The organism is Pseudobutyrivibrio sp. 49 (assembly GCF_900100545.1).
In the GTDB taxonomy this organism is placed as follows: Bacteria; Bacillota; Clostridia; order Lachnospirales; family Lachnospiraceae; genus Pseudobutyrivibrio.
Genome location: NZ_FNDP01000025.1, coordinates 1 through 17,430, shown reverse-complemented (window position 1 = coordinate 17,430; position 17,430 = coordinate 1). Strand labels below are relative to the sequence as shown.

General features: G+C 41.1%; 10 protein-coding genes. 7 read left to right on the top strand and 3 right to left on the bottom strand.

The window, feature by feature from the left end:
* The first annotated feature begins 14 nt into the window (after window positions 1-14).
* Both BLP54_RS14250 and pyk read left to right on the top strand, forming a co-directional pair.
* A complete protein-coding gene (locus BLP54_RS14250) occupies window positions 15-2,714 on the top strand; it encodes a LamG-like jellyroll fold domain-containing protein (protein ID WP_176754584.1) in 2,700 nt (899 codons plus the stop codon).
* Between the two features lie 155 nt (window positions 2,715-2,869).
* Window positions 2,870-4,285, top strand: coding sequence for a pyruvate kinase (gene pyk, locus BLP54_RS14245; protein ID WP_090170907.1), 1,416 nt, complete (start codon window positions 2,870-2,872; stop codon window positions 4,283-4,285).
* Between the two features lie 253 nt (window positions 4,286-4,538).
* On the opposite strand, the gene BLP54_RS14240 is transcribed toward pyk, so the two are convergent.
* The 3 genes from BLP54_RS14240 to BLP54_RS14230 all read right to left on the bottom strand — a co-directional run bounded on the left by BLP54_RS14240 (window position 4,539) and on the right by BLP54_RS14230 (window position 9,282).
* Window positions 4,539-5,666 (bottom strand): cellulose binding domain-containing protein, encoded by a 1,128-nt coding sequence (locus BLP54_RS14240; protein ID WP_176754583.1) that lies wholly within the window; start codon window positions 5,664-5,666, stop codon window positions 4,539-4,541.
* A gap of 208 nt (window positions 5,667-5,874) precedes the next feature.
* Complete coding sequence (locus BLP54_RS14235; protein WP_090170900.1) at window positions 5,875-7,248, bottom strand: cellulose binding domain-containing protein; 1,374 nt, start codon at window positions 7,246-7,248, stop codon at window positions 5,875-5,877.
* 285 nt (window positions 7,249-7,533) lie between these two features.
* Entirely contained in the window at window positions 7,534-9,282 is a 1,749-nt protein-coding gene (locus BLP54_RS14230) for a sensor domain-containing diguanylate cyclase (protein ID WP_090170897.1), read from the bottom strand.
* 299 nt (window positions 9,283-9,581) lie between these two features.
* Here BLP54_RS14230 and BLP54_RS14225 point away from each other — a divergent pair, with 299 nt between their 5' ends.
* The 5 genes from BLP54_RS14225 to hisS all read left to right on the top strand — a co-directional run bounded on the left by BLP54_RS14225 (window position 9,582) and on the right by hisS (window position 17,015).
* Window positions 9,582-11,222, top strand: coding sequence for an ABC-F family ATP-binding cassette domain-containing protein (locus BLP54_RS14225; protein WP_090170894.1), 1,641 nt, complete (start codon window positions 9,582-9,584; stop codon window positions 11,220-11,222).
* A 160-nt stretch (window positions 11,223-11,382) separates the two neighbouring features.
* Window positions 11,383-13,683, top strand: coding sequence for a RelA/SpoT family protein (locus BLP54_RS14220; protein ID WP_090170891.1), 2,301 nt, complete (start codon window positions 11,383-11,385; stop codon window positions 13,681-13,683).
* A 9-nt stretch (window positions 13,684-13,692) separates the two neighbouring features.
* Window positions 13,693-14,313 carry an MBL fold metallo-hydrolase gene (locus BLP54_RS14215; RefSeq protein ID WP_090170888.1) on the top strand — a complete coding sequence of 207 codons (621 nt, stop codon included), beginning with the start codon at window positions 13,693-13,695 and terminating at the stop codon, window positions 14,311-14,313.
* Between the two features lie 12 nt (window positions 14,314-14,325).
* The gene (hemZ, locus tag BLP54_RS14210; protein WP_090170885.1) at window positions 14,326-15,765 is read left to right on the top strand and encodes a coproporphyrinogen dehydrogenase HemZ; all 1,440 of its coding nucleotides are present in this window, start codon (window positions 14,326-14,328) and stop codon (window positions 15,763-15,765) included.
* Window positions 15,756-17,015: a histidine--tRNA ligase gene (gene hisS / locus BLP54_RS14205; RefSeq protein WP_090170882.1), complete on the top strand. Its 1,260-nt coding sequence runs from the start codon at window positions 15,756-15,758 to the stop codon at window positions 17,013-17,015. The genes hemZ and hisS overlap by 10 nt, the downstream gene beginning before the upstream one ends.
* Window positions 17,016-17,430 lie beyond the last annotated feature (415 nt).

Here is a 17,430-nt window from a genome sequence, read left to right as displayed (position 1 = left end):
CAAGGAGAATGATGATGAGAAAAAATAAGAAATATTATGGCTTACTTGCCGGCGTCATGGCACTTGCTTTGGCAACACCTTTCGTTGGCTACAATATAGCAAAGGCAGATAAATTATATGATGATGTAGTTGCCTGGTATGATTTTGATGGCGGTGCCCTTAAGAATATTAAGGGCGACAGCCAGGCTGTGGCAATCGTTTCAGGTCTCGGTGAATATGACGGAAAAGTTAAGTTCGATGCTAACAGAGATGAGACAAAGGAAGGAAATTCACTTAAGTTGGATGGTGGCTACGGCATTAAGCTTAATCAGCAGAATCTGGGTGAGAACTTCTCAGTTTCTCTATGGGTAAAGCCTGAGACAAAACTTGTTGAAAACCAGTCAGTATTATTCCTGGGATATCACTCTCCTGAAATGTGGTATGCAGTGTCAGGTGATAGAAACAATTCTCAGATGAAGTTCTGGTATGACTACAAGCCAAACTTTTCATGGGTTACCAAGACATTTGCTACTTATGCTCCAAGTGAGTGGCACCACATTGTAATCACAGGCGATGGAAATATCATTAAGTCATATTACGATGGAGAGAGAATTTCTGAAGGAAATGAAAACTTCGTACCATTTATGGCAGGTGAAGAGCAGGATGTCTACATCGGCGCAAATAATTGGGATGGATGCTTTAACGGTCTCGTAGATGATGTTATGATTTACGACCGCACAATTTCAGATATCGATGTTGAGAGACTATATACTGGTAAGTCTTTGAAGGAAGTAGAAGAGGAAACAGGAGTAGTTGATTATGATAATTACCTGGTTGCTTCTTATAACTTCGAAGATGGTATCGGTGATGCCAAGGCTATCGTTAAAGGCTTAGGTAATTATGATGGTGAGCTTAAATTTGTGAATGGTGCAAATGGAAAGGCAATTGTAACAGATGGATATGGTCTTGATCTTGGAAACAAGGTTCAGGGATTGGATTATACTATTTCCTTCCTTGTAAAGCCATATGCTTCACAGGCTAACAATCAGGTTATGATGCTTATGGGGTATCACAGCCCTGAGCACTGGACAGCAATCTCAGGTGATGGCGGTGACCAGTCTTATAAGCTTTGGGGTAGAACAGATGGAGCAAAGACTGTAGGAAATGCAGCAGCTATGAGCTGGACTACCATCGGCAATCCAACTATTACAAACAATGCTTGGTCAATGGTTACTCTTGTTGGTACAGATGGTCATCTTGATATGTACGTAAATGGCGAGAAGGCTGCCAGCGGTGCATTTAATAACCCACTTTGTGGCACTAATGAATCAATCTTATTCGGTGCTAATTATTGGGACCCTTGCTTCAATGGTGCTTTTGATGAAATCAAGATTTACAACAGAGCATTAGATGAATCGGCTATCAAGGCAGCTGCTGAGGATTTCTTAGATAACAGACTTCAGACAAGTCTTGATTCAGCTTGTGATTTCGAGGCAATCAAGGGACAGAATACTGACAGAGAGCACATCAGATACAACCTTGAGCTTCCAACATCAGTAATCGGCACAGCTGTAACATGGACATCATCTAATCCAGAGGTTATCTCAGAAAAAGGTGTTGTTACTATTACAGATAAGGCTTCTGAGGTTAAGCTTACAGCAGAGGCATCTCTTGAAGGTAAGACAGCAAGAGTTGAGCTTAATCTTGCAGTAGATGCACTTGATAAGTCAGAGCTCAACGCCCTTATTGAAAGAGCTAAGGCATTTGACCTTACATTTATGTCAGCAGAATCTGCAGGACGTCTTGAGGAAGTTATCGCAGAGGCTGAGGCAGCTGCAACATTTGATGAGATTGATTCAGCTACTGTAAGACTTACAAAGGCTATCGAAACATTAGAGCTTTCAGATGAATACGTAGATCCATTCGATGTAATTCCAGAGGCAGAGGTAACAGTTTCAATCGAGGCTGGAAGCAATAAGGATTTATTTGTTCTTCCAGAGTCAATCCTTAATAAAGTTACTGTAGAATACGCTTCAGAGGATGACAGCGTTGCTACATATGTAGATGGAAAGCTTGATGCAAAGAATGCAGGAAAGACTATCGTTACAGCAACAGTAAAGGCTGTTTCAGATGGATTTGAGATGCAGTACGCTACAGCTGTTGATGTTACAGCGAAGACTCCAGCTCCAGCACCAGCACCAAGCTCTGGTTCAGCAGGTTCAGGTTCTCAGGGTGGTTCTACAGGTGGAAGCTCAGCATCATCAGGTGGAAGTTCTTCATCAGGAAGTACATCATCTGGCAGTTCTTCATCAGGAAGCTCTGCTTCAACAGGTGGACAGACTACACCAGCTACAGGTACTGAGACTACCACAACTATCACAGACCCACAGGCTCCTGCAGCAGGACCACAGCAGGGTACAGGTGCTCAGACTAAGCCAGGTCAGACTACAAAGCCTTCTACAGGCGAAGCTACTGAGGCAGAGGGCGAGGCTGAGACAACAATCGAGGATGAGGCTACACCTACAACAGGAGATGTTTCAGAAGAGACAAAGCCAGAGGAAACTGTAGAGCAGCCATCAGAGGAGACAATCGCTGATGAGCAGGTTCCAGAGGCAGGCGACAGCGCAGGACTTAGCGCAGGAGCAGTTGCTGGAATTATTGCAGCAGCAGTTGCAGTGCTTGCTTTACTTGGATTTGTTCTTAGCAAGCTTGGAATTCTTACAATCTTTAAATAAGAACTTTTTGTTAAATCTAGGGGCCGACTGATGTCGGCTCCTTTTTCATGTGGTAAAATAAAATCGGTGGTTTACGTAAAGGTTGATTGGTGTTATTATAGAAAAGATTTCGTTTTTTTTAATAACAATTAGTTTATATAGATAGGAGTTATCTAATGAGAAAAACAAAGATTATTTGTACAATTGGTCCAGCAAGTATGAATGAGGAGACTCTCACAGCCATGGCTAAGGCCGGCATGAATGTTGCCAGAATGAACTTTTCACATGGTGATCATGAAGAGCAGGGCATGAAGATGGATTTGGTTAAAAAGGTTCGTAAGAAGCTTAATCTTCCAATCGCTATCCTCCTTGATACAAAGGGTCCAGAGTATCGTATCGGTACTTTCAAAGATGGTTCTGTTACAGTAAACGAAGGTGATGTTTTCACATTCACAACTGACGATGTTGAAGGTGATCAGACAAGAGTATCTGTTAGCCACAAGAACCTTCACAATGATCTTAAGGTTGGAGATACACTTTCAGTATGTAACGGAATTGTATTCTTCGAGGTTACTGAGGTTAAGGGACACGATGTTATCACAAAGTGTACAGCAGGCGGTACTATGAGCAATAAGAAGTCTATGAGCTTCCCTAACAAGGTTATGTCTGGTCCTTACCTTTCAGAGCAGGATAAGAAGGATATTCTTTTCGGTATCGAGAACGATGTTGATTTCGTTGCTGCATCTTTCGTTTCTACAAAGCAGGATATGGTTGAGCTTAGAACATTCCTCGATGAGAACGGTGGTAAGGATATCGTTGTTATCGCTAAGATCGAGAACCAGCCAGGTGTTGACAATGTTGAGGAAATCCTTGAGATTGCTAATGGTATCATGGTTGCTCGTGGTGACCTTGGTGTTGAGATTCCATTCGTTAAGCTTCCAGCAGTTCAGAAGGAGCTTATCGCTAAGGCTCGTGCCCTTGGTAAGAGCGTTGTTACAGCTACAGAGATGCTTGAGTCTATGATTTCTAATCCACGTCCTACACGTGCTGAGATCTCAGACGTTGCTAACGCTGTATATGATGGAACATCAGCTATCATGCTTTCAGGTGAGTCTGCTCAGGGTAAGTTCCCAGTTCAGGCTGTTGCTACAATGGCAGAGATTGCTGAGACTACAGAGAATGACATTAACTACGAAGGACGTTTCCATAAGGAAGATATGTCAGTTATCAACACAGCAGATGCTGTCAGCCACTCTACATGCTCTATGGCTATCGATGTTAACGCTAAGGCAATCGTTGCATGTACAAAGTCTGGTTACACAGCAAAGCGTGTTAGCCGTTTCCGTTGCCCAGTAGATGTTATCGCTATGACAACAGATAAGAAGGTATGGAGAAGACTTGCACTTAGCTGGGGTGTTACACCAGTTCTCGTAGATAAGTACAAGGCTCTTGACGTTATGTTTGCACGTGCCGTAGAACGTACACAGGAGATGTTAGGTCTTGCCAAGGGCGACATGATCGTTCTTACAGGTGGCCCAATCGATGGTTCTGTAGGTAACACAAACACAATCAGAGTTGAGACTATTTCATAAAATAATATGCCAGGGCAGAAATGTTATATGAAGTAACTATTGTCAGAATTTAATTTTTATTCACAGACAATTCACACTTCTTACATGAGTTGAACATAAATTTCAGTTAATATATACTCATCTCGAAAGAGATACAATTTTTTCATAACATTATTCTCCCTTTTGAAAGAGACGCTCCGCTGGCGTCTCTTTTACATTGCATAAAAATATAACACGCGCATACGCGCGTGTTATATTTTTTTATGTAATAAAGTTATTTCATTTCTTCAAGTTCATATCCAATTTCTGTTCCAATTTCTCCAGAACCCTGAATACCAAAGGTTGTTGAGTCATGAGGTCCAACGATTGTATTCCAACCTGCAGGAGTGAGGATATAGTAGTCATCTGTTTCTTCTACATTTACACTCCAGCTAGAGGTGATGTTGATATCACTCTTATTAAGCTTTAATGTCCATCCATTAAGCTGAGTATCAGAATTGTTGGTTAATGTGAAGTTTACATTGTAACCATCGTCCCAACTTTGGATACTGTAATCAAGACCCAGCTTTTCATCCTCTACTGGAACAGGATCTATAAACTCATATTCAGAAGCAACGCCTACATTATCTGAACTAAGAATACCAAATTCTACAGTTCCATTTGCAGGAATTACTGAATTCCAATCTAAAGGAGTAACGATGAAGTAATCACCATCGTCTTTTACATTTACGCACCAGCTGTGATCAAAGCTGTGGCCATTCTTCTTGATTTTTAATGCCCAGCCAACAACATCCTCATCAGAGTTGTTAACTACTTTGAAATCTACCTTATAGCCAGAGCCCCAGCAGTAAACATCGTATTCAAGTGTAAGTTCAGGTGTTGGCTCAGGAACAGGTGGTTTTTCAGCTACCCAGTAATCAACATTTACATAATGCATACCGCCCATATTTGGCAAATATGGAACACCAATGTAGATGGTATGTACTCCTGTTATTGTAGTATTGAGCTTAACGTTATAAACCTCAAGTCCTTCACTAGGAGTTACTTCGATTTTACCTTCAGAGGTATTTTCATCTTTTAGTGAATCTACCATAAACCAAAGTGGTGATAAATCGGCAGCTTGGGCACATACGTTGATAGTATCAGTACCTTCGCCGAAGTCTACATTTTGAAATACAATATAGCCAATGGTGCTAATAACTGCGCCACAAGGACTGCCATCAGCTGAGTTGGCTTTATAAGAATAAGCGAAATAATTAGCATCCTCAGCTTCAACTCTTTCATATGGGTTGATAGTATTGGTGTCTTCATCTCCTTCTGCAGCCCAAGAAGTGATATTCATAGAAAAGAATAAACTAGCTGCTAAACAAACACTTAATAAACCTGTAAGTAGTTTTTTCATAGTACGTCTAAATCCTCCTTTTAGATTAAATGAATTACTTAAACGTTTTCGTTGCTCGAGCATTTTCATTCTAGCAAAGAAGGCATGGACATTTGTGAATAAACTATGGACATCTGTGAAGAAATGATGAATATTTGACACATATAAAAGGCCCTGCCGATATACGGCAAGGCCCTTAGTTTTTTATGTAGGATAAATGAAAACTAGATTATTCAAGTACGTAATCAATTGTTGATCCGATTGCACCTGATCCAACGATACCGAACTGAGCGCTTCCACCATTGTAGATAGTGCTGTTCCATGACATTGGAGTGATTACATAGTAGTTGCCTTCCTCAGCAACATTTACGCACCAGCTGCTGTCAATCTTAACATCTTTCTTGCTAATCTTAACCTTCCATCCGTCAACAGTCTTACCTGTCTTGTTAACAACAGCGAAGTTTACTGTGTAACCTGTTCCCCAGCTGTTAATCTGATACTCGAATGCAAGATCCTTCTTAACTACAGGAGTTGGAGTAGGAGTTACAACAGGTGTAGGAGTTGGTGTAACTACAGGAGTTGGAGTAGGAGTTACAACAGGTGTAGGAGTTGGTGTAACTACAGGAGTTGGTGTAGGAGTTACAACAGGAGTTGGTGTAGGAGTTACAACAGGAGTTGGTGTAGGCTTTGTTGGAGCAGCCTTTGCGATGATAGAATCAACTGTTACGTTTGATCCTGCAAATGTGTTTACTAAGTAAACATCATGAACACCAGTGATATCCTTCTTAATCTGGATTGTCTTAGCACCCTCGTTTGACTTAGAGAACTTAGCGTTTCCGATAGAGTTAGCAGCATCAAGGCCATCTACTCTGATGTCAAGGATAGATAAATCACTTGTTGTCTTACCGTTAACAGTAATAATAGCAGCACCATCAACGAAGTTTACATTCTTGATAAGTGCATAACCATTTTCTCTAATCATAACAGCTGACTTATTAGGAGTAACCATAGCATCCTTAAGTTCAGCAACCTTCTCAACCTCAACAGTCTCATAAGGATTTACCTCGCCTGTAACAACAGGTGTTACTACAGGAGTAGGTGTAGGAGTTACAACAGGTGTAGGTGTAGGTGTAACCTCGCCAGCGCCTGTAGCGTTGAAGTAATCAACGTCAACGTTTCCAAGCTTTCCTACAAAGTAAAGTGTATGCTGACCAGCAACTTCCTTTGATACCTTTACTGAATAAGTCTTGAATGCACCGTTAGTATTGCTAATCTTGAATGAACCAAGTGCTTCACCATCTTCTTTATCAAGTCTGACTTCAACTAAACCAGCGCCAGCTGATCTAAATGAACCTTCAAAACCTGTTAAACCATTTGTAAAATTCAATGGTGTTGTGCTAAATGAATCACCTTTCTCAAGGCTTGAAATAAATACGTTATTATTTTCTGTAGCAACTTCTACGCCATTCTTTGTGATGGCTTTTTCAGCCTCAACCTTTGTGTATGGGCTGATGCTAGGAGCTGCCATAACTGTTGCGCTGCTTGATAATAATAAACCAGCAGCTAAGCTTGCGCTCAACAGACTTGCGACTTTTCTCTTCATCTTCAAAAGTCCCCCTTTTCTTTCTAGTAATAATTAATTGTTTCAGTTCCTTAAACGTTTTCGTTGCTCGAGCAATTAAATTGTAACAAATATGTAATAATCACATCTGTCAAATTATTGCTCTCCAATTATTAAAAATTGTCGCAAATTCACTATTGACATTTGTTTGAGTAAAAATACACAAACGAGTATTTCACAATTTAGTCACAAATTACTTAAGGATTTACTTAAAAAACTGCATAAAAAGAGCACCCATATATAACGGGTGCTCCTGTTATAAATTGCTTAAATAAATTCACAGCTAACCTGATTTTTGCCTAGCTCCTTTGCTTTATAAAGCAGCTCATCTACACGGTTAATGGTATCAGCTACTTTTTCAGATTCATGATGCTTGGTAACACCAATACTAATGGTAATTTGGGCATGAGAAGCAGACTTCTTTTTTATTTGTGAGCAAATACATTCAGCAAGCTTGTAGGCGTCATCGTCGGATGAATTGGACAACAAAATCATGAATTCTTCGCCACCCCATCTACCAGCCTGTACATTTGGAATAGTGCACACATTTTCAAGTAAATAGCTAGATACAGCCTTCAGTATCATATCACCTTCCGCATGTCCATAGGTATCGTTAACCTGCTTAAAATCGTCTATATCAAACATTAGAAGATACCAGTTTTTGGTATCACAAGTATCGTTGATTTCATAAATATTTCGTTCGATTGCACCACGATTGAGAAGATTAGTCAAAGCGTCGTGAGAGGCTTTATAAAGCATTTCACTGAGCTGTGCATTCTTATCCATAAGCTCTTCAGTAATAGTATTTATAAAGATTGCAAGACGGGCGGTGATAGGCATGTTAGAATCCTGCTCTGTATGTTCTTCTGCAATAACAGCATCGTTTCTGGCGTCACCTTCCCTCATTGCCACTGTTACCACGGAAAGGTTGTTAAGAAGAGTCAGCTTGTTGGAACGCATGATTTCACCGAGAGCACTAAAGCCCATGGATTTGAGATTTTTAGATATTTCTCCAATCTCAATACCGGCCTTATCCCCCCAAAACAGCTTTCGTCCCATGCAATTAATGATATAAATCATTTGGGGTGAAAACTCTCTAATAGTGAGTTCTGTCTGCTTGGTATGTCGTATGATTCGGCGTGGATCACCATAGGTTAGGTGGATGTAGCTACCCTGTGGAACGTTGGAAGACATAACAATAGACCCGTCTGGATTAACGCTTTTTGCGTGTCGTATATATTTGGTTTCTTTGTCTACCTGCACCTGCATAGGAAATTCTAGCGCATCGTAGAAAAAGCTATGCCCCTTTTCTATATGGAGATAATGCTCATATACGTCATAGGCAGGCTTGCCATCGATTTCATAAACGATATCACCCTCAGAGTGTGTAACCTGTAGAGGATAGCCTATTGGCTTCCAGCCAAACATTCTGTTGGTAAGAATATGCAAATCAGGGCCGCCATAGAAGACTATTACAGATCCGGTGGTGCTACAATCGTAATCATTTGCAAATACATAAGCCTGGTGATCCTCATCGCCAACAGCCACTCCGCCAAAAATATTAACATCCTCTGGAAGAGCATCTACGATAGCGCCAGCCTCTTCAAGACGCTGATAGGTAGAGGCTGTCAGTAGTTCGATTCCTTTAAGATTAGGCAAGCTTTTGGCATAGGCTAAAACGGTGTCAGCATTGTATGTATTGGCTGTATCGTAGGTTGTAATAATATTAACATAGCTAGATGCTTCCTCAAATATCATAGCTGTTATTACAAGCTCATCATCATTCAATTTGCCACCTAGAATATCGCCAGTAGCACTACATCCAACGATAGTTGCCTTTGGGAATTCTTTTCTTATGATTTGGCGTACTTCATCAAGGTCCTTTTTCTTGTCATCAAGATTGTAAGGAACAAAGATATGAAAAAAGGCAACATTATCCCCGTAAAGGATATCTGTTGCCCATTGCTTCATCGTATTATGAAATGTATCGTTGAATGAAGTCTGTCTAAATAACACGGAATAGTCTCCTTGCTGGTGAAATTATTAAATGTTACGTAAATTTACATATTATATAATCATTTTACAAATAATATCGGCAATTGTCACTATACTTTGAAATATAAACTAGGAGCAATTTTTTCTGAAAGAAAAAATTCTTTGAGGTAAATTAATGATGTGTGAATCATAAATATTGATATATCTGTACAAAATTATTATTTTTTGGTATCATTACACAGGTTTTGATTTTAAAGTTGGACTTACTTTGGCGTGCCTGGTTTTCCAACTTGTTTTTTTGTATAGAGAAAGGAAATTATATGATTCAAGCAAATAATGTTACTCTTCGTTTTGGAAAGAAAGCCCTTTTCGAAGAAGTTAATATCAAATTTACAGAAGGTAACTGCTACGGTATCATCGGTGCCAACGGTGCAGGTAAGTCTACATTCCTCAAGATTTTATCTGGCCAGCTTGAGCCTACCAGCGGCGAAATCACAATGAGCCCTGGAAACCGTCTTTCATTCTTAGAGCAGGATCACTTCAAATACGATGAGTTTACAGCTCTTGATACAGTTATCATGGGTAATCAGCGTCTCTACGATATCATGAAGGAAAAGGACGCTATTTATATGAAGGAAGATTTCTCTGACGAGGATGGTATCCGCGCAGCTGAGCTTGAGACAGAGTTCGCTGAGATGGATGGCTGGAACGCAGAGGCAGATGCAGCTACTCTTCTTAATGGACTTGGTGTTGATACAGAGTTCCACTACACACAGATGGCAGATCTTCCAGGTGCATTAAAGGTCAAGATTCTTCTTGCACGTGCACTTTTTGGTTCACCAGATGTACTTCTTCTCGATGAGCCTACTAACCACCTTGATTTAGATGCTATCGGTTGGCTTGAGGAGTTCCTTATTAACTTTGAGAACACAGTTATCGTTGTTTCCCACGACAGATACTTCCTTAATAAGGTATGTACTCACACAGCAGATATTGATTACGGCAAGATTCAGCTTTACGCTGGTAACTACGATTTCTGGTATCAGTCTTCACAGCTTATTATCCAGCAGCGTAAGGAAGCAAATAAGAAGAAGGAAGAGCAGATTAAGGAATTACAGGAGTTCATCCAGAGATTCTCTGCTAACGCTTCTAAGTCTAAGCAGGCTACATCACGTAAGCGTGCATTAGAGAAGATTCAGCTTGATGACATCCGTCCATCTAGCCGTAAGTATCCATACATCGATTTCCGCCCAGCTCGTGAAATCGGAAACGAGGTTCTCTCAGTTGAAAACCTTACAAAGACTATTGATGGTGAGCTTATTCTTGATCACCTTTCATTTAACGTAGGTCGTGAGGACAAGATTGCTTTAGTTGGTTCTAACGAAAAGGCTAAGACAGTTCTCTTCCAGATTCTTGCAGGAGAGATGGAGCCAGACGAAGGAAGCTACAAGTGGGGTGTTACTACATCTCAGTCTTACTTCCCTAAGGACAATACAGAAATCTTCTCTACAGACCTTCTTATTGTAGACTGGCTTACACAGTTCTCTGAGATTAAGGATGCTACTTATGTACGTGGTTTCCTTGGTCGTATGCTTTTCGCTGGCGATGACGGCGCAAAGAAGATGAAGGTATTATCCGGTGGTGAAAAGGTTCGTGTTCTTCTTTCACGTATGATGATTGAGAACTCTAACGTTCTTATGCTCGACGAGCCTACTGACCACTTAGATATGGAAAGTATCACAGCACTTAACACTGGTCTCCAGAAGTTCTCAGGAGTTATCCTTTTCTCTTCTCGTGACCACGAAATTGTGCAGACTACTGCAAACCGTATCATCGAAATCCTTCCAAACGGACAGATGATTGATAAGATGACTACATACGATGAGTACCTTGAGTCTGATGAGATGGCTCGTAAGCGTACAGTACTTGAGCTTTCATCTGATGAGCTTGAGGATGATTAATTAATTAGAAATTGACACATTGCGCGCAGCATTTTGCTGCGCGTTTTTTTTATGTAAAATCCCTATATAAATACTATGTCTTTTTGGTGTAAAACATTGCAATTAGCATAGTTAAATAATATAATATTTAATAAAATTTTTTTAGAGAGGTGGTGATACTATGGCAGAAAATAAGAGCGAAAAAGACAGACTAGTAGATAGTACTGCGTTCGAGAGCCGTGGTGTCATTGCTACAGAAGATTTCGTTGATCCTGACGAGCTCTATAAGGAGCTTATTCAGCGCGTTCGCAAATATCACCCTAATACAGATATTTCCATGATTGAAAAAGGCTACATGATTGCCAGAAATGCCCATGAGGGACAGTGTCGTAAGTCTGGCGAGCCTTATATCATTCATCCTCTTTGTGTTGCCATTATTTTGGCAGACTTGGAGCTTGATAAGGAGACAATCGTGGCTGGTCTTCTTCACGATGTAGTAGAGGACACCATCTGTACTAAGGAAGAGATTGCCCAGGAGTTCTCAGACGAAGTTGCAGAGCTTGTTGATGGCGTTACAAAGTTAGGTCAGTTGAATTACGATGCTGATAAGGTGGAGATTCAGGCAGAGAATCTTCGTAAGATGTTCCTTGCTATGGCAAAGGATATTCGTGTAATCCTTATTAAGCTTGCCGATAGACTTCACAACATGCGTACCTTAAAGTACATGATTCCAGAGAAGCAGAAGGAGAAGGCACGTGAGACTATGGAGATTTATGCTCCATTGGCACAGCGTCTCGGTATCAGCAGGGTTAAGATTGAGCTTGATGATTTATCGCTGAAATATCTGGAGCCAGATGCTTACTATGATTTGGTGGAGAAGATTGCTCTTAGAAAGAGCCAGCGTACAGAATATATTAATTCATTAGTAGATGACGTGCGTAAGCACATTGATGCTGCAGAGATTCAGGCAGAGGTTTATGGTCGTGCTAAGCATTTCTTCAGTATATATAAGAAGATGGTTAATCAGCACAAGACCATCGATCAGATTTATGATTTATTTGCAGTTCGTATAATCGTAGATTCTATCAAGGATTGTTATGCTGCCCTTGGTGTTATCCACGAAATGTATACACCAATTCCAGGTCGTTTTAAGGACTACATTGCTATGCCAAAGCCTAATATGTATCAGTCTTTGCACACTACAGTCATCGGTCCTAATGGTGCACCATTCGAGATTCAGATTCGTACATACGAAATGCATCGTACCAGTGAATATGGTATTGCAGCTCACTGGAAATATAAGGAAAGTGGAGAAGGCTCCACAGTTGTTGGCGAGGAAGAGAAGCTTTCTTGGCTACGCGAAATCCTTGAGTGGCAGCAGGAAATTTCCGATAATAAGGAGTTTTCATCACTGCTTAAATCAGATTTAAATCTGTTTTCTGATACAGTTTTCTGTTTCACTCCTACAGGAGATGTTAAGAACCTTCCAAATGGCTCTACACCTATCGATTTTGCATACTCTATTCATTCTGCTGTTGGTAACAGAATGATTGGTGCAAAGGTAAACGGAAAGCTTGTACCTATCGACTACGTTATTCAGAATGGCGATCGTATCGAGATTGTCACATCACAGAATACAAACGGACCTAGCCGCGACTGGCTTAATATTGTTAAGTCTTCACAGGCTAAGAATAAAATTAATCAGTGGTTCCGTACCCAGTCTAAGGACGAGAACATCGCAAAGGGTAAGGAATTACTTATCAATTCTGCAAAACAGAAGGGCGTTGATATTGGCTCGATTAATAAGCCTAAATATCAGGAGCTCATTAAGAATAAATACGGCTTCCATAGTTGGGAAGATACTCTGGCTGCAGTAGGTCAGGGAGCTATCAAGGAAGGCGCTGTTATCAATAGAATGTTCACTGCATGGCAGAAGGATCATCCAGTGAAAGTTACTGATGAAGATGTTCTTGCAGAACATTCAGGTTCTAGTGATAAGATTCGTCCAAAGTCAAAGAATGGTATTACAGTTAGCGGTCTTTATGATGTTTCCGTTCGTTTCTCTAAGTGCTGTAATCCAGTGCCAGGTGATGAAATCGTAGGCTTCGTTACAAGAGGTCGTGGCGTCTCTATCCACCGTACAGACTGCATCAACATGATTAACCTTCCTGAGTTCGAGAAGGAGCGTCTTATTGAGGCAGAGTGGGCTACAGGTGCAGAGGAAGAAGGAAGAAAAGGCGGCGTTTATCTTACAGAGATTAATATCTACGGAAATAACCGTACTGGCCTTCTCGTGGATATTACCCGTATCTTCACAGAGCGTGAGATTGACATCGATTCCATCCACTCTAAGACCAGCAAGCAGGGCGTAGCTACCATTACCATTAAGTTTGGTACTCAGAGTAAGGAACAGCTTAGAGCCCTTGTTGAGAAGATTAAGCAGGTAGAATCTATCATAGATGTAGAAAGACCTAGAGGATAGTTTTATTTAATGAAAGTTATGCATATTATGTTGCCAGTGTGCGCTATGAACTGCTATCTGGCAATCAATGAAGAGACAAAAGAATCAATCATTATAGATCCAGGTTCAGCTCCAGAACGTATCAAGGCAGGAGTTGAGCAGTCTGGCACTACACCAGTTGCTATTTTACTTACACATGGTCATTTTGATCATGCAGGCGCAGCTGCTGAAATCGCAGCAGCCTATGGCATCAAAGTTTATGCATACGAGAAAGAGCGTGAGACATTAGCAAATCCAGAGATTAATTTATCTGTTATGATGGGCGAAGCTGCTTCATACAAGACAGACATTTTCCTTAAGGATGATGAAGAGGTGGAAATGGCAGGCCTTACATTTAAGTGCCTTGCTACACCAGGTCACACACCAGGTGGTTGCTGCTTCTATTTCGAAAAAGAAGGAATCCTGTTTACAGGAGATACTCTTTTCCGTGGTTCTGTTGGACGCACTGATTTTCCAGGGGGTTCTATGTCTCAGCTTGTAAACAGCATCAAAGAAAAGCTTATGGTGCTCCCAAATGAAACAATCTGTTATCCGGGACACGAAAGCGCTACCACTATCGAGTTCGAGCGTAACAACAATATGTTTTTATAATAGGAATAATTAATGATATACGTACAGTTAAACGAAAATAATTTTGAATATGACATATATTCACTTGTGAAAGCCTTCTATCCAAAGGAAGAGGTCAAGATTTCTACAGAGCCTGTCCCAGAGGATGCAGGGCTTCTTTTTTCGATGCAGGTGAATTATTCAGATAATGTGCTCACCTTAGATGGCAGAGAGATCCAGATTGATTATGAGAATCGTCCAGATACAAAGAATCGTCTGAAGCTTGCAATCTATGAGAGCTTACATGAGCGTACTGGTAAGGATTTACCTTGGGGGACACTTACAGGTATCCGCCCTACAAAAATTTCACTTGGAATGATAGAAGAGGGCGCCAGTGATTCTGATGTGACTGCATACATGAGACAGACATATCTTACCTCACAGGAAAAAATTGACCTTAGCCTTCAGGTATCTCATAAGGAGCATGAGCTACTTTCAAAGATTGATTATGACAATGGATATTCAGTTTATATTGGTATTCCATTTTGCCCTAGCACCTGTCTTTATTGTTCATTCACTTCTTATCCAATAGGACTTTGGACAAAGAAGCTTGATGATTATATCGATGCATTAGAGAAGGAGATGGCTTTTACAGCAGAGTCTTGCAAGGGCAAGAGTCTTACAACTATCTACATCGGTGGTGGCACACCTACCTCTCTTGATGCCGAGCATCTGGAGAGATTGCTCACACTGGTTGATAGATATTTCAACACAGCTGATTTGCTGGAATATACCATCGAAGCAGGCAGACCTGATTCAATTACACTTGAAAAGCTTCAGGTTATGAAGAATCATCCTGTTTCACGTATTTCCATCAATCCACAGACTATGAATCAGAAGACTTTGGATTTGATTGGACGCTTCCATAAGGTGGAAGATATCCACCGAGTATTTGGCTGGGCACGTGACCTTGGATTTAAGAATATTAATATGGATCTTATCCTTGGACTTCCAGGAGAGACTATCGAGGATGTGGCTTACACATTATCAGAGGTGGAGAAGCTTGCACCTGATAATCTTACAGTCCATTCGCTGGCGTTGAAGCATTCAGCTCGCCTTAATTATGATAAGGAAGCTTACGAGGATTATCTTATTGATAATTCCCAGAAGCATATGGACATCTGCCTTGATGCTGCAAAACGCATGGGCATGGCTCCATACTATTTATATCGCCAGAAAAATATGGCAGCAAACTTAGAGAATATTGGTTACTCTACTCCAGGAAATGAGGGATTATATAATATCTTGATAATGGAGGAGAAACAAACTATAATGGCACTTGGTTGCGGCACGGCCTGCAAGTTCGTTACAGACCATGGCAAGACCGTTACAAGATGCGAAAATGTCAAGGATGTCCAGCTTTATATGGACCGAATTGATGAAATGATAGAAAGAAAACGTGAAAGACTTAGAGAGGATTTGAAATGGCTTTAAACAAGAAACCAGTTAACGGAATGAAGGATATTCTCCCATACGAGATGGAAGTTCGTGATTATGTTACATCTATTATTAAGGATACTTATCGTTCCTTTGGATTTACACCTATTGAGACACCAGCTATGGAGTCTATTGGAAATCTTTCAAATAAGCAGGGTGGAGAGAACGAGAAGCTTATCTTCAAGGTAATGAAGAGAGGTGAAAAGCTCAATATCCCTGAGGCACAGACAGAAGATGATGTTGTGGATTTTGGTATGAGATACGACCTTACAGTTCCACTTTGCCGCTTCTATTCAAATCACGCTAATGAGCTTTCATCACCATTTAAGGCTCTTCAGATTGGGTCTGTATGGAGAGCAGACAGACCACAGCGTGGACGTTACAGACAGTTTACACAGTGTGATATTGATATCCTTGGCGAGCCAAGCAACTTAGCAGAAATCGAGCTTATCCTTGCTACTACAACAACACTTGGCAGAATTGGATTTAAGAACTTCGAGATTCGTATCAATGAGCGTCGTATCTTAAAGGCAATGGCTGCTTACGCAGGCTTTTCTGAGGCAGATTACGATTCAATCTTCATCACACTTGATAAGATGGACAAGATTGGACTTGATGGAGTATCAGCAGAGCTTCTTGAGGCTGGCTACTCTAAGGAGTCTATCGATAAGTATGTAGAATTATTTGCACTTCTTGAGAATGTTAAGGATGTTGCTGCAGGCATGGATGTACTTCTTGATAAGCTTGGCGAGTTCCTTGATGCAGAGGTTGCAGATTGGATGCGTGAGATTGCAGCAGCTGTAAATGCTACAAAGGAAGCTCAGTTCGAGCTTGTATTTGATCCTACACTTGTACGTGGTATGAGCTACTACACAGGTACAATCTTTGAGATTGCTATCCCTGAGTTCGGTGGAAGCTGCGGTGGTGGCGGACGTTACGACAAGATGATTGGTAATTTCACAGGCCAGAACACACCAGCTTGCGGATTCTCAATCGGATTCGAGCGTATCATCCTTCTCCTTATGGAGCAGGGCTTTAAGGTACCAGGCGCTAGCAAGAAGGTAGCTTACCTTGTAGAAAAGGGATACCCAGCAGAGAAGCTTGCAGAGGTTATGTCTCAGGCTAAGGAAGCTCGTGCAAACGGCCAGACAGTTCTCGTTGTTCGCATGAACAAGAACAAGAAGTTCCAGAAGGAACAGCTCACAAACGATGGATATGAGGAATTTGTAGAGTTCTTCAATAGATAAAAATTATGCCTCCCGAATTCGGGAGGCATCAGAGTGTAGACAAAGAGGATGCTGCAAAACCAAGTTTTGCAGCATCCTTTCCTTGTTTGCGCGCCATGGGCGCGCTCTAATGGGTGAAAGTCCCGAACATGCCCAGATAGTGGGAAGTGTATAGCCGAACAGCAAGGGTGTCCATTGTGAGGTGGAATCTGAAGGAAGCTGTAAGCAAATCTCCGGTCCGACGGACAGAAATCACATATAAGGCTAGGCTACGAGAGATAAGTTGGCAAGGAACAACGAAGTCTAATAACTATCACATTTGTAGTAGCAGAGTAAATGTGGCGGATATATGGAGAGAAAGAGCGTGCACCTTAAGCGTGGAGGTCTCACAGAGGTTTCATTAGCCTAGTAACAACGAACTGTGAGAAGTCAGCCG